The organism is Arthrobacter sp. B0316-5-4, assembly GCF_059090325.1.
This window is the reverse complement of record NZ_JBNHFN010000001.1, coordinates 447112-460725: the sequence shown is the minus strand read 5'-3', so window position 1 is coordinate 460725 and position 13614 is coordinate 447112. Positions and strand designations below refer to the sequence as shown.

The window sequence follows — 13614 nt, the reverse complement described above, 5'->3', positions numbered from 1 at the left end:
CGGCCCGCCCCGATCGCGGCCCTGCCCAAGGCGGCGAGCAACAAGTAGGGTAGGGAACTACCAGCTGTTGCGTTTGAGGAGGGGTCCGATGAGCAATATCGCAGGCGGTCCGCAGGGGAATTCCCAGGGAGCATTAAGCCCGGAATCCCGCGCCGCGTCGATCGAAGTCCTGAAAGCCACCGCGGAAGCCGGCAAGGAGCTCGACATCCTGATTGTGGGCGGCGGTGTGGTTGGAGCCGGCGCCGCGCTGGATGCCGTGACCCGTGGGCTGACAGTCGGCATCGTCGAAGCCAGGGACTGGGCCTCAGGAACCTCGTCCCGCTCGTCCAAGCTCATTCACGGCGGCCTTCGGTATTTGGAGATGCTCGATTTCGGACTGGTCCAGGAGGCACTCCAGGAACGCGGGCTACTGATCCAGCAGATCGCACCCCACCTGGTCCGCCCTGTGCCCTTCCTGTATCCGCTGACCCGCCGTTTCTGGGAGCGCCCCTACGTCGGCGCAGGCATCCTGCTTTACGACACCTTGGGCCTGACATCCGGGCACAGCCGCGGCGTGCCCATGCATAAGCACCTCTTCCGGCGCGGCACCCTGCGCGCTGCTCCCAGCCTGAAGGACGACGCCTTCGTCGGCTCCATCCGCTACTACGACGCGCAAGTCGATGACGCCCGGCTCGTGGTCAACCTGGTCAGGACTGCAGCCCATTACGGTGCGTATGCAGCCAACCGGGTACGGGTGGTCGACTTCCTGCGGGAAGGCGAACGCGTCGTGGGCGCCAAAGTGGAAAACCAGGAGGACGGCAGTGTCTTCGAAATCAGGGCCAAGCAAGTAGTCAACGCCACCGGCGTGTGGACGGATGAAACCCAGGCGATGGTCACGGACCGGGGGCAACTCAAGGTCAGGGCCTCCAAGGGCATTCACCTCGTTGTGCCGCGCGACCGTTTCCAGTCCACTGTGGGGTTGATCCTGCGCACGGAAAAGTCAGTGCTCTTTGTCATTCCCTGGGGGCGGCACTGGATCATCGGAACAACCGACACCGACTGGAAGCTCGATAAGGCGCACCCGGCTGCCTCCAGCAAGGACATCGACTACGTGCTGGACCATGTGAACAAGGTCCTGAAGCGTCCATTGACCCGGGAAGACGTGGAGGGCGTCTACGCAGGGCTCCGGCCGCTCCTGGCCGGCGACAACGATTCCACGGCCAAGCTGTCCCGCGAACACGTTGTGGCGCATCCTGTGCCGGGGCTGGTGGTTGTGGCCGGCGGAAAGTACACCACCTACCGGATCATGGCCAAGGATGCAGTGGACGAGGCAACCAGGGCCATGGACGAACGCGTTCCATCCAGTTGCACGGACACCATTCCGCTGCTCGGCGCCGAAGGATTCAAAGCCGCATGGAACCGGCGGGGCAGGTCCGCTGAGCAGGCGGGCGTCCACGTTGCCCGTGTTGAGCACCTGCTCAACCGTTTCGGCTCCATGACCCCGGAAGTCCTCGACATCGTTTCCAACCGACCGGAGCTGGCAGAGCCTCTTCCCGGTGCCGACGACTATCTGGCCGCAGAGGTTGTTTACGCGACAACCCACGAAGGCGCCCGTCACGTTGACGACGTTTTGACCCGTCGTACCCGTATTTCCATCGAAGCCTGGGACCGGGGTGTGTCTGCCGCGCCCGTAGTAGCTAAGCTGATGGGAGAAATCCTTGGCTGGAGCGAGACTCAGCGCGAAAGCGAAATCAAGCACTACCTGGCGCGGGTGGAAGCTGAACGACTCAGTCAACAGCAACCCGATGACGAATCGGCCGATGCCGCACGCATGGGAGTGGATGACATCGTTCCCCTTCGCTGACCAGTTCAGGAAAATGCGGCCAGAAGGCCACACTGGAGGGAACACGACTTGGCTGAACCACTTGACCGGTATGACGCGGAACTGACAACCCCGGATACTGTCATCCTCGAACTTGTTGCCCAGGACAAGATCGATGCCGCGGCCCAACTGGCCACGAAGCTCCACGCTGCTGGCAGGATCACCAACCTCGAGGGCTTCCTGGAGCAGGTACATTCCCGTGAGCACCAGCTGGCTACGGGACTTCCCGGGGGAATTGGGCTGCCGCACGCCCGCAGCGAGTACGTGGACAGGATCTCCATTGCAGTGGGCGTGACCAAATTTGGCCACGCCCTGGATTTCGGCGCAACGGACGGTCCCGCAACACTGATCCTCCTCATCGCAACCCCGGCGAGCTCCTTCTCGGACCACCTTGAGGTCCTGGCCACCCTCGCCCGGTCCCTATCGAAGGAATCCTTCAGGGAATCCATGCGCCGGGCGCACGATCCCGAAGTCATCTCCGAACTCATCAACTCCAGCCTGGTGTTCTTCGACCACTAAAGATTGGGGCAGGCCCTTTCGTGTCGACTCCGTCGCCGCGCAGGGACCCTGATGCCCTACTCCAGGGCCCGTTTCGTTGTTCTACAGCCGGACGAAGTACGGTTAAGGGGTGTTGAAAACCGCGTTGAAACCCCGCTGGATCGCAGGACTGGTCTTTGCGCTTGTGCTGTCCGGGGTGTTTGTGCTGCTCAGTCAGTGGCAGCTCAGCCGGTCCACCCAGCACGAACCGCCTGCGCCGTCCAGCATCGAGGAAGTAAAACCCCTGGTGGACGTCCTTAAGCCGGGCGAGTTCTTCCACGGATCCGTATCCGACCAAATGGTCAGCGCGACCGGAAGCTATGACCCCGACAAGCAGGTCCTTGTAGAGGGCCGCCTGTACAACAACCAAAAGGGTTACTGGATCGTCTCGGCCTTCGCGGTCAACGACGCCCCAAAGCTCAGCGGCGTGGCCGCTTCGCCCCAGACCTGGATCCCGGTAGCCCGTGGCTGGGTGGCCGACGCCTCCCAAGCCGGGCCGCCGCCGTCGGGCACTATCACGCTTACCGGTCGCCTCATCCCGTCTGAAGCCCCCGTACCAAACCTCGACGCCGGGCCAGGACGCGCGTCTGCGGTGTCCACCGCGGAACTCATCAACGACTGGGAAGTGTCCAGCTATCCTGGCTTCATCGCCGCGACGTCAGAGATGGCCGATGGGGTAGCAGTGCCGGTCTCCGACACGATGAAGGCCCTCAATATCCCCGCGCAGCCGCCCGCTGAGCAGGTCAACTGGCTGAACCTCTTCTACGCAGTGGAATGGGTGGTCTTCGCAGGCTTCTCGATCTTCATCTGGTGGCGGCTGGTCAAGGACGACTACCGCCGGGACCTGGAAGAGGATGAGGACGACGAGTTCGACGCCGAAAACGGCACAGTTACGACAGCCAGCACAGAACCTACAAGCCCAGAGCAAGAACAAAAGGTGCAGCAATGATTGAGCCCAAACCGGCCATCCAGCCCGAGCAATCCGGAAACAAGCCCAAGAAACGGCGGTTCGGCGGAACGGAAGCCCAGATCCGTTCTGCGCTGAAGTTCTACAAGGTGATGGCCTACCTCACGGGTGCGATGCTTCTGTTGCTGTGCGCGGAGCTGATTGCCCGCTACGCCTTCGGTGTCTCGCTCTTCGCAGGCGGTACTGATGCGGTCACCGGGCAGCCGTTCGGTTTCGGCTTTGCCGAGTCCGAGCCAAAGGGCGTCATCGGTGGGTTCAACATCTCCACCTCGGTGCTGATTGTCCATGGCTGGATGTACGTCGTCTACCTGGTCTCCAACTTCCGGCTGTGGTCCCTCATGCGGTGGCCGTTCTCCAAGATGATCCTGCTGGCACTGGGCGGCGTCATCCCGTTGCTGTCGTTCTTCGTCGAGAAGAAATTCCACGCAGAGGTGGAGGCCGAGCTGGCCGCCAACCCGCAGGCCTCCAAGCGTTACTAGGCTCCGCTGGGCATCGCTGGTGTGAGATGCCTAACGACCGGCCCGGATTTGGCCGTCCTGCGCCGCTGCCAACGTGCACCCGGGTGGTCCGGCAAAGTAGTCTTGGTGGGTGACTACTCCCACCGCACCCCAGACTTCCCAGAAGCCGGTGCTGGTTGTTGACTACGGTGCCCAGTACGCGCAGCTGATTGCCCGCCGCGTCCGGGAAGCGAATGTGTATTCGGAAATCGTTCCGCATACCTTCACCACCGAGCAGCTTCTGGCCAAGAACCCGGCAGCCATCATTCTTTCCGGCGGACCCTCCAGCGTCTACGCCGAGGGCGCGCCGTTTGTGGGCCCGGACCTCTTCGAGGCCGGCGTTCCCGTTTTCGGCATCTGCTACGGATTCCAGGCCATGGCAAATGCCTTGGGTGGCAAAGTGGCCCAGACCGGTTTGCGGGAATACGGCGCAACCGAAGCGCTCCTTGTGGGTGACGCACGATCCATCCTCGATGGCGTACCGGCGTCCCAGAACACCTGGATGAGCCACGGCGACTCCGTTCACGAAGCGCCCGAGGGCTTCGAAGTGCTGGCTACTACGGCCGGAGCCCCGGTAGCGGCCTTCGCCAACGACGAGAAGCGCCTTTACGGTGTGCAGTGGCACCCCGAAGTGAAGCACTCGGTCCTTGGCCAGCATGTCCTGGAAAACTTCCTGTTCAAGGGAGCGGGCCTGAGCCCCAACTGGACAACAGGCAACATCCTCGAAGAGCAAGTGGATCGTATCCGCGAGCAGATCGGGGACTCCAAGGTCATTTGCGGCCTCTCTGGTGGCGTTGACTCCGCCGTTGCCGCCGCCCTTGTCCAGCGCGCGGTCGGCGATCAGCTGACCTGTGTTTTCGTGGACCACGGTCTCCTGCGCGAAGGCGAAGCCGAGCAGGTTGAACGGGACTTCGTGGCCGCTACGGGTGTCAACCTGTATGTTGCGAACGAGCAGGAACGCTTCCTGTCGGCGCTTGCAGGCGTCAGCGATCCCGAAACCAAGCGCAAGATCATCGGCCGTGAGTTCATTCGCGCCTTCGAGGAAGCGGAACGGGCCATCATCGCCCAGGCCGCGGCCGACGGCGAGAAGATCAAGTTCCTGGTCCAAGGCACCTTGTACCCCGACGTCGTCGAGTCAGGCGGTGGAGAAGGCGCTGCAAACATCAAGAGCCACCACAATGTGGGTGGGCTTCCCGAGGACCTGCAGTTTGAGCTTGTCGAGCCTCTGCGCGCCCTGTTCAAGGACGAAGTCCGTGCCGTAGGCGCCCAGCTTGGCCTGCCGCAGGAAATCGTTGGCCGCCAGCCGTTCCCCGGCCCCGGCCTGGGTATCCGCATCGTTGGTGAAGTGAACAAAGAGCGCCTGGACCTGCTGCGCAAGGCTGACGCCATTGCCCGTGCAGAGCTGACGGCTGCCGGTCTGGACAACGACGTCTGGCAGATGCCCGTCGTCTTGCTCGCTGACGTACGCAGCGTTGGTGTTCAGGGCGACGGCCGCACCTACGGACACCCGATCGTGCTCCGCCCGGTGTCCTCCGAGGATGCCATGACGGCTGACTGGTCCCGGTTGCCGTATGACCTCCTGGCCCGGATCTCCAACCGCATCACCAATGAGGTGGAAGGGGTGAACCGCGTGGTGCTGGACGTCACCAGCAAGCCACCGGGAACCATCGAGTGGGAATAGCATTCTGAGTGGCCGGCCTCCCTTGGGGGCCGGCCACTGTGCTTCAACCAGGGGCATTGTGAGCCGTCGACGGGTAGCCAGTTGCTAACTGGCGGCGAATTTCGCGTCGGAACAGCGTTGCGAAGTGGGCTGGCCGGGTATTCCGGCTACCCTCGAAAGTATGCCGTTATGGTCCAGGGCGTCTAAAGCTAGTACAGAAAAGAAGGCAGAAGTTGTGTCATTAGGTCTAGGCCAGGAAGAGGGCTCCGAGGAGCTCAGGAAATGGCTGTCTGGTCTTAAGCCCGTTACCGGGGCGGATACGATGCTGCGTTTCGTTAAGACCCCGGAAGGCGCCATTGATCTCAGCAATGCCCACCCGTCCGGCCTCGCCCAGCTGCTCGCGGGCCGCAGGACGCGTTTGTCCACTCTGATCAGGGACCGGCAACAGTATTTGGTTGCCGCCCGGGCAGCCCGGAATATCCGGTCCAAAATCTTCGAACTCAGCAACGACCGCGGTATCGAAGCCGGATACTTGTCCGCCGGCACCGTGGTGTGGACATCGGCGGTAGGTGGCAAGCCGCAGCGCGTTTCCGCGCCGGTCATGCTCACGTCCATTGTTCTCACCGTCCGGCCCGGCGAGGACGACTTTGAGCTCCAGCTCACCGAACAGGCCCGTATGAACCCGGCCCTCGTTCGGCACTTGAAAACAGTTCATGGCATCGTTTTTGATGTTAACGCCGTGGCACGCATGGCCTACAACACGGCCAGGCTCGATCCGCAGCCGGTTCTGGATCGTTTGGCTACCTTGGTCCAGCCCATTCACGGGGCCGAGGTGGAGTTCAATCTGCTCGTCACCACCTTGGCTGATCTCTCGGGGAACCTGGATGATCCGTGGATCAACATGAACAACCCCACGGTGGCCGCTTTGGCCAGTGCCGCCAACGGTGGCGATATTGAGCCTGAACCCATCAAAGCGGGCAGGTTTGCCGATCTTGACCAGCGGGATCCCGCCGATGAACTCCTCCTGCTCGACGCCGACACGGACCAGCAGTACGTTGTGGACGCCGTCCGGGCTGGAGATTCCCTCGTTGTCAGCACCCCTCCGGGAAGTGGGCAAACGCAGACCGCGATCAACGCCATCGGCGCCCTGGTCAGCGAAGGAAAGTCCGTCCTCGTGGTGGGGGACAGGCAGTCCAGCCTTGCCGGACTGTCCGCGCACCTGGAATCGTTGGGCCTCGATTCGATGTTCTTCCGGCCAGGCAACGGAACGACGCCGCAGCAGCTTAAGGGCCAGCTGGTCCGGGCCATCATGCGCAGCGAGAAGGCCCTGGAGCCTCAGCTGGGGAACCTTCATCAGACGCTGACCGAACACCGGCATGCCCTGATGGACCATGTGGCGTCCCTGCACAATGTCCGTGAGCGCTGGGGTTGCTCGCCGTACCAGGCTATGCAGTCGCTCGCGGAGTTGACGTCCATCCACCCTGCGCCTTCCACGACCGTGCGGTTGAAACGCAGCGTCCTGGACAACATCAAGGATCGTGAAGAGCTCGCCGGCCGTTTGCGTCGTGCGGCCGAGCTGGGCAGCTTTAGCCGCGCCTCGACTTCCAGCCCTTGGTATGGCGCACGTCTGGTGACCCGCAAAGAGACAGAAGAAGCCCAACAGTTGGTGCGGCTGGCTGAGGAGAAACTCCCCATCCTGCGTGACCGCATGAAGCAGGTCTCCGACCACGCCGAGATCAGGCTGGGCGAAACCTTCACCGAGTGGGGAGCGCAGCTCGAACTGCTCATTGCAGTGCGTGAAAGCCTGGACAAATTCACCCCGGATATCTTTGACCGGCCCGTCCACGACCTCATCTCCGCGACAGCCAGCTCCGCGTGGCGCCGTGAACGAAACCTGGAAATGCCTTCCATGCAGCGTTCCCGGCTGCGGCGCGTGGCCAAGGAATACGTACGGCCCGGCGTCCACATCGCGGACCTCCATAGTTCGCTGGTACTGGTCCAGGAACAGCGTGCCCTGTGGGCCGGCTACGCGACGACGCAGCGCCACCCGGCTGTGCCGTCCGGCCTTGCCGACCTCGGTGCCCTCTACCGGGAGCTGGACGTCGAACTGCTCCGGCTCGGTGAAGCCCTCAAGCACACTGCCGCCGGAGGCTCCCTGCACCAAACGCCGTACCTGGAACTCATGGAACGGTTGGAGCGCCTGGTAGCGGACACCGCCACCTTGGAGACCTTGCCCGAGCGGACGCTGTTGATTGAGGAGATGCGCGAGCACGGTCTTGGTGAGTTGCTCGCTGATCTCGCTGCCCGCGAAGTCCCGGCACCCTCGGTGGCAGCAGAGCTGGACCTTGCCTGGTGGCAGTCCGCGCTGGAAGCCATGATCAGCGGCGACGATTACCTTGCAATGTCCGACGGTGACTCGTTGCGCCGCCTCGAGGCCGAATACCGGCTCGCGGACCAGGCCCATATAGCCAGTGGTGCCGCCCGCCTTCGTTGGCAGTTGGCGCAGAAATGGCGTCAGGGCATCCTCGAACACCCGCGGCAGGCCGAGTTGCTTCGCGCCCTGTTGAAGGACGGCCGTGTGACGTTGCCAGCGCTGAGCGCGCAGGCGCCGGACCTAGTGCCGCTGCTGGTGCCGGTGTGGTCGGTCAGCCCCTACCTGCTGACCGGCGTCCTTCCTGCCGAGCAAAAGTTTGACGCCGTGGTGATCATCGATGCTGAGTCCACCTCCCTGCAGGCAGTTCTTCCTGCCATTGCCCGTGCACATCAGGTAGTGGCTTTCGGGGACGCGAAAATCGCCAACGCGCGCACTTTCAGTGTTGCCGTGGAACCCCCGGTTGCTGGCGTAGCCAGCCACGAAGTTGTGGACAGCGCCTTCAAGGCCCTTGCCCGTGTACTTCCGACCTGGCAGCTGAATTGGGTCTACCGCGCAGTGGACGAGGACTTGATCCTCCAGTTGAGCAAGAACTACTACGACGGCGGACTGCGGCGCCTGCCCGACGGCAATTCGGTCACCGGCCTGGACCGTTCGATCCTGGTGGAATACATCCCCGATGGTACTGGCCTCCCGGGCGCCGACCACGAAGGCGTCGAGTCCGTCACCGCGGAGGTCAACCGCGTAGTGGACCTTGTGTTCGAACACGCAAGGCTTCGCCCCCGCACATCCTTGGCGGTAGTAACGGCCAGCCTGCGCCACGCGGCCAGGATTGGTGAGGCCATTAGGCTCCAACTGCCCAACCATCCCCTCCTGTCCACCTTCTTCGGAGCGGGTCCCGAGTCCTTCAGGGTGGTGGACCTGGAGCGCGCTCAGGGTTTGGTACGGGATCACGTCATTTTCTCGCTCGGCTACGGACGCACTCCGCATGGCCGTGCGCTCCACTCCTTCGGGCCCTTGTCCACGGAAGGCGGGCGTAACCGCTTCGCTTTGGCAATGACCCGAGCCCGTCGCTCCATGCACGTGCTGACCTGCTTCCGTCCCGAAGACCTCGACCAGGACCGCCTGGCTCATGGTGCCGTGGACTTCTACGAGTTGCTGGACCGTGAACTCTCTGGAAACAGCAACCTTGGAACGCCTGCTTCCCGTGCTGTCGCCAGCGAACAAGCACTGGGTGAGGATCCCCTGGTGGCAGATCTGGGGGAGCGGCTGCGTGCCCGTGGAGCGCGTGTCTGGCATCTCTACGATGGGGTACTGGACATCGCTGCCGCCGCGGATCCGGTGCATACCATTGGCCGGGAGGGTGCGGAGATTCCTACTCCGGTGGCCATTGAATCCGATGGAACCGAGCGTTACAGGCGTATGAGCGTGCGCGAGCGAAGCCGCCTGCGACCACAACTGCTGGAGCGCATGGGTTGGCGCTACATGTCGCTGTGGACGATCGAAGTCTTCACTGACCCGTCGTCCTGTGCCGACCGTATCGGCTCCTACCTGGGACTTGAAAACCACATCCCGCAGCTCGCCTCCACTCCTCAGCATGGCTTCCTGGACGTGGATGTTGAACAATTGAACCTGGACAAAGCACAGCCATCCTTCACGCCCAGTGCGCGAAGGGCGGCCGGCAACAACGAGGCTGGCACCAAGCCGGACGATGCTGCTGCCGACAACGGAAAAGAAGCACCAATGACGGAACAAGTAACCGGCGAGGAAGACAACGCCGCGGAGCGCTCTGATGATGCTGTCCAAGGCAGCGCGGGGGACCCGGAGGAGTCGAAGGCTGTTCCTGCCAAGCCGGCCTCGCAAGGAATTCTTCCTACGAAGGCCGCGGAGGACGATCCGCGCCGGTGGGGAGACGAGTCCGGTTATGACCATGAGGAGTGGCTGAAGGAGCAAAAGCCCCCTCACTGGGGCTAACAGTCCACCCTGAAGGCGCGTCCCGACGGCACTTCCCATCACGGGCTGACCAGTACAAAGAAAAGCTTGCCTTGCGTTGATGCGCCGGCGAGCTTTTCTGCTTGCTGGGGATCAGCCGCCACTACCACCAAGCCGTCGCTGTCACCCGTACCGAGCCACTCACCGGGCTTCCCGCCCTGGGCAGAGGTCCAGAGCACGGCAACAGGACCCGCCAGGACCTGGCTTTCGCGGGACTCATCGTAGGATCCGGCTGAGGTGAGGACCACGGTCACTAACTGCCCGGGGGAGAGTAGCTGGATGGATGACGGGTCGGCCATCCGCAGAGGGACTGCTGCCGTGCCAGGGGGTGCGCCGGTGAGCAGCCCAGGACCCAGCAGGCTCGATTCCGTGGGGATCTGCCCCCGGCCAAGGGGCGCGGCAAGCTGGCGTCCCACCAGGACGCCAGGGTCGTCAAATGCGGTGGAGATTGCCAGGTCCCGGGACACGGGGATTGCGGTGAAGTCGGAGGCAGCCAAGCTGGTGCCGCCCGGGAGGTCCCGGGCAGCCACCAGTACGTTGACGCGTTGCTCTGCTGCGGGTGTCAGTTGCTGGACTGCGATGCCGGCAGCGGCACAGAGCAGGAGCGCAACAGTGAGGCGGCGGTTGCGTGAGATCCATGATCCGAACCTGCGCCTCAGTCCACGCCGAGTGTCAGGGTTGCGCGGACGGTTCCGGCTGAACTTGGTATCAAACGGGGCGCGTACGGGCGGCCGTAATTGAGGAGACCGGTTCCCGACGGCCGCAGCTGAGCGCTCGGCGCGGGCAAGGAGTGTGCTTCGTGGCTGGTGTGGCATGCAGCCACGCTAGCCAGCACGGCACCCACGGAAACAGTGCCGGGCTGTCCTATGTGGAAAAGACGGTTCCTAGCTGGCCGCGGCTGCCGGCGCGGGTGTTGCCGCGGGCGTCGACGACGCAGCTGCGGGCGCTGCGGGAGCAGCCGAAACCGTGCTTCCCTTGGCGTCGCGGGAGTCAGTGCGGTAGAAACCGGAGCCCTTGAAAACGACGCCAACGCTGTTGAACTTCTTGCGAAGCGCTCCCTTGCATTCGGGGCACTCCGTCAGGGAGCTGTCAGAGAAGGACTGGACGATGTCAAAGGCATGGTCACAGTCTTTGCAGGCGTATGCGTAAGTGGGCACTGAATTCCTCCTTCAGGACAAGGTTCAGGTCCTGTGCCACGCCTCCGGAGCGTATCCGGGTTAGCAGTCGCAGGGCCTGAGTGCCAATTCTATCATCCGGTGCCTTGGCAGCAGTCGTGCCGGACTGAAGGTCATAACATCGCGACGTGGTCGCCTATTCCGGGCCGTCGAGGCGAATGAACCCGGAGGGCGTGAGCACTTCCCGCACGGGGCGGTCGAACGGTTCGGCGGGAATGGAACCGGAAGGCAACAGGTCGTCGTCGTACACCACCGCGATGGTGGGCGGCCGCTGGCCGGATGCGTCGAGTCCCTGGAGGAGCCGGTCGTAGTAGCCGCCACCTTGGCCGATCCTGTTACCGTCCCGGTCTACAGCCGTGGCAGGCATGAAAATCCCTGCGGCGTCCGCTACTACTGAACTTTCCAGCCGTTCGCCCTCGGGCTCGTCGATGGGGGCGTAGGAGGACCGCACGAACACGGTTGACGGGGTCCAGTAGACCCAGCTCAGTTGCCGCCCAGGCTCACAGACCGGGAGCAGGATCCGATGTCCGGCGTCGTAGAGGGCCTGAATGAGGGGCAGTGTGGGAGGTTCGAAGGCGACGCCGACGTAGACCGCAAAAGTGCCGGCGGAGGAGGTCCTTGCGGCCGCCCACTCCGTGCCGTGCCGTGCAATCGACGTGCCGGCGGCTGCAATCTGCTCCGAGGTCAGGCTTCGCCTGTGCAGCCGGCGGCTGCTCCGGATGTCTTCCTTCGTTGCCATTCATATCCGTTCCTAGGGTCTGTCCGTGCCATCGGAAGGAGCAGCAGGGCTGCCCTTTCCTGAATCAAAAAACTCCCTGCCGGTGCGGCGGGGTTTAGCCGTTGATGTCTTCCTTCCGTTAGATTAGTCCGGTGACTCTCGATAACAATGCTGTCCGTAAGGCCGTCATCCCCGCAGCGGGCCTTGGCACCAGGTTCCTGCCTGCAACAAAGGCGATGCCCAAGGAAATGCTGCCCGTGGTTGATAAGCCAGCCATCCAGTACGTCGTCGAAGAAGCCGTTAAGGTGGGCCTGCACGACGTCCTCATGATCACAGGGCGCAGCAAGCGCGCCCTCGAAGATCACTTTGACCGTGTGCCTGCCCTCGAGGCAACGCTTGCGGAAAAGGGTGATACTGCCAAGTTGGAGGCCATTCAGTCGGCCACCAACCTGGGCGACATCCACTACGTTCGCCAGGGCGACGCCAACGGGCTCGGCCACGCAGTTCTTCGTGCAAAGCAGCACGTTGGCTACGAACCGTTTGCCGTGCTGCTTGGTGATGACCTGATCGATCCCAAGGACGACCTGCTCAGCGAGATGATTGCTGTCCAGCAGAAGACCGGCGGATCCGTGGTGGCCCTCATCGAAGTTGAGCCCTCAAAGATCAGCGCCTACGGCTGCGCGGACGTTGAGGACGAAGGCGAGGACGGCTACGTGCGCATCAAGCAGCTCGTGGAGAAGCCTTCGCCGGAAGAAGCTCCGTCAAACCTGGCCGTGATTGGCCGCTACGTCCTCCACCCGGCAGTGTTTGAGGTCCTGGAGAAGACCGGGCCCGGCCGTGGCGGGGAAATCCAGTTGACGGATGCCCTCGAGGTACTCGCGGCGGGCGAGGGTGAAGGCTATGGCGTGTACGGCGTTGTGTTCCGCGGACGCCGCTACGACACCGGCGACAAGCTGAGCTACCTCAAGGCCTGCATCGAGCTTGCCTGCGAACGCGAGGACCTCGGTCCCGAATTGCGCGAGTGGCTGCCGAACTTCACTGCAGCTCTTCCCAAGTAACAACGGATGTACGGCTCTGCGATCTGGCCGGTGACGCTGGAAAGCGGAGACCTGTTGCTTCGGCCCATCCGCTACCGCGATAAGCGGGAGTGGTCCGAAGTCCGTTCACGGAACAGTGAATGGCTTGCGCCGTGGGAGGCGTCCAACCCGGCTCCGGGTGGGCGCCTCCCCAGCTATCGCCAGATGGTGGCCTCCTTGAACGATCAGGCCCGCCAGTCCACCGCACTGCCTTTTGTGATCGTCGAGCGGACCCCCGGCTTTCGTGAACCGAAGATTGTGGGGCAGTTAACGGTTTCCTCCATTGTGTGGGGTTCGGCGATGATGGCCACCCTGGGCTATTGGGTCGATAAGGACCGTGCCGGGCATGGCATCGCTCCGACCGCCGTCGCGATGGCCACCGACCATTGCTTCCGCGTGCTGGGCCTGCACCGGATGGAAATCAATATCAGGCCCGAAAACGCGCCTAGCCTCCGGGTCGTGGAGAAACTGGGCTTCCGTGATGAGGGCTACCGGGAACGGTACCTGCATATCAACGGTGAGTGGGCCGACCACCGCTCCTTTGCGCTTACTTCCGACGAAGTTCCCGAAGGACTCCTGCGCAGGTGGCTGAGCGGACAAACGGGCAGGTCATAGTCCTTTTTGGCCCTAAGTCCAGTCATTTGCGGACTCGCCCACGACACACCGGCCTCAATGCCGCCGCCCCCGGTGATTTGCTTCTACGGTTTTGAATGTGGACTTCCCTCTCAGCAGCTCAGTGATACTCGTGGTCGCTGTCGCG

The 13614-nt window shown here is 63.1% G+C and carries 11 protein-coding genes; 8 read left to right on the top strand and 3 right to left on the bottom strand.

All coding sequences use genetic code 11. The features are described 5' to 3' along the window. The first annotated feature begins 88 nt into the window (after positions 1–88). The 6 genes from AC5RU9_RS02115 (at position 89) to AC5RU9_RS02090 (ending at position 9867) form a co-directional block, all read left to right on the top strand. Entirely contained in the window at positions 89–1843 is a 1755-nt protein-coding gene (locus AC5RU9_RS02115) for a glycerol-3-phosphate dehydrogenase/oxidase (RefSeq protein ID WP_494015159.1), read from the top strand. Positions 1844–1891: 48 nt separating this feature from the next. Further along, entirely contained in the window at positions 1892–2380 is a 489-nt protein-coding gene (locus AC5RU9_RS02110) for a PTS sugar transporter subunit IIA (protein ID WP_494015158.1), read from the top strand. 109 nt (positions 2381–2489) lie between these two features. Continuing rightward, the gene (locus AC5RU9_RS02105; RefSeq protein ID WP_494015157.1) at positions 2490–3347 is read left to right on the top strand and encodes an SURF1 family protein; all 858 of its coding nucleotides are present in this window, start codon (positions 2490–2492) and stop codon (positions 3345–3347) included. Beyond that, positions 3344–3844, top strand: a complete 501-nt coding sequence (locus AC5RU9_RS02100) for a DUF3817 domain-containing protein (RefSeq protein WP_211711218.1) — start codon at positions 3344–3346, stop codon at positions 3842–3844. The genes AC5RU9_RS02105 and AC5RU9_RS02100 overlap by 4 nt, the downstream gene beginning before the upstream one ends. A 109-nt stretch (positions 3845–3953) precedes the next feature. Beyond that, the gene (guaA, locus tag AC5RU9_RS02095) at positions 3954–5543 is read left to right on the top strand and encodes a glutamine-hydrolyzing GMP synthase (RefSeq protein ID WP_494015156.1); all 1590 of its coding nucleotides are present in this window, start codon (positions 3954–3956) and stop codon (positions 5541–5543) included. A 160-nt stretch (positions 5544–5703) separates the two neighbouring features. Continuing rightward, the gene (locus tag AC5RU9_RS02090; protein WP_494015155.1) at positions 5704–9867 is read left to right on the top strand and encodes an AAA family ATPase; all 4164 of its coding nucleotides are present in this window, start codon (positions 5704–5706) and stop codon (positions 9865–9867) included. A gap of 38 nt (positions 9868–9905) precedes the next feature. Here AC5RU9_RS02090 and cpaB read toward each other — a convergent pair whose 3' ends face one another. The 3 genes from cpaB to AC5RU9_RS02075 form a co-directional block, all read right to left on the bottom strand. Further along, positions 9906–10700 carry a Flp pilus assembly protein CpaB gene (cpaB, locus tag AC5RU9_RS02085; RefSeq protein ID WP_494015154.1) on the bottom strand — a complete coding sequence of 265 codons (795 nt, stop codon included), beginning with the start codon at positions 10698–10700 and terminating at the stop codon, positions 9906–9908. A gap of 69 nt (positions 10701–10769) precedes the next feature. Continuing rightward, positions 10770–11042: an FmdB family zinc ribbon protein gene (locus AC5RU9_RS02080; RefSeq protein ID WP_494015153.1), complete on the bottom strand. Its 273-nt coding sequence runs from the start codon at positions 11040–11042 to the stop codon at positions 10770–10772. A gap of 154 nt (positions 11043–11196) precedes the next feature. Continuing rightward, on the bottom strand, positions 11197–11799 hold the full coding sequence (locus AC5RU9_RS02075; RefSeq protein ID WP_494015152.1) for a 5-formyltetrahydrofolate cyclo-ligase: 603 nt from the start codon (positions 11797–11799) through the stop codon (positions 11197–11199). Between the two features lie 131 nt (positions 11800–11930). Between AC5RU9_RS02075 and galU the strand changes: the two genes are divergently transcribed. Together galU and AC5RU9_RS02065 are read left to right on the top strand one after the other, a co-directional pair. After that, a complete protein-coding gene (galU, locus tag AC5RU9_RS02070) occupies positions 11931–12836 on the top strand; it encodes a UTP--glucose-1-phosphate uridylyltransferase GalU (protein ID WP_211711224.1) in 906 nt (301 codons plus the stop codon). Positions 12837–12842: 6 nt separating this feature from the next. Next, a complete protein-coding gene (locus tag AC5RU9_RS02065) occupies positions 12843–13469 on the top strand; it encodes a GNAT family N-acetyltransferase (RefSeq protein WP_211711225.1) in 627 nt (208 codons plus the stop codon). The last annotated feature ends 145 nt before the right edge of the window (positions 13470–13614 follow it).

Excerpts from the sequence above, each read along its gene's own strand:
- AC5RU9_RS02100 (WP_211711218.1), top strand. The coding sequence starts at position 3,344 with ATGATTGAGCCCAAACCGGCCATCCAGCCCGAGCAATCCGGAAACAAG.
- AC5RU9_RS02090 (WP_494015155.1), top strand. The coding sequence starts at position 5,704 with ATGCCGTTATGGTCCAGGGCGTCTAAAGCTAGTACAGAAAAGAAGGCA.
- AC5RU9_RS02065 (WP_211711225.1), top strand. The coding sequence starts at position 12,843 with ATGTACGGCTCTGCGATCTGGCCGGTGACGCTGGAAAGCGGAGACCTG.
- AC5RU9_RS02115 (WP_494015159.1), top strand. The coding sequence starts at position 89 with ATGAGCAATATCGCAGGCGGTCCGCAGGGGAATTCCCAGGGAGCATTA.
- AC5RU9_RS02075 (WP_494015152.1), bottom strand. The coding sequence starts at position 11,799 with ATGGCAACGAAGGAAGACATCCGGAGCAGCCGCCGGCTGCACAGGCGA.
- cpaB (WP_494015154.1), bottom strand. The coding sequence starts at position 10,700 with ATGCCACACCAGCCACGAAGCACACTCCTTGCCCGCGCCGAGCGCTCA.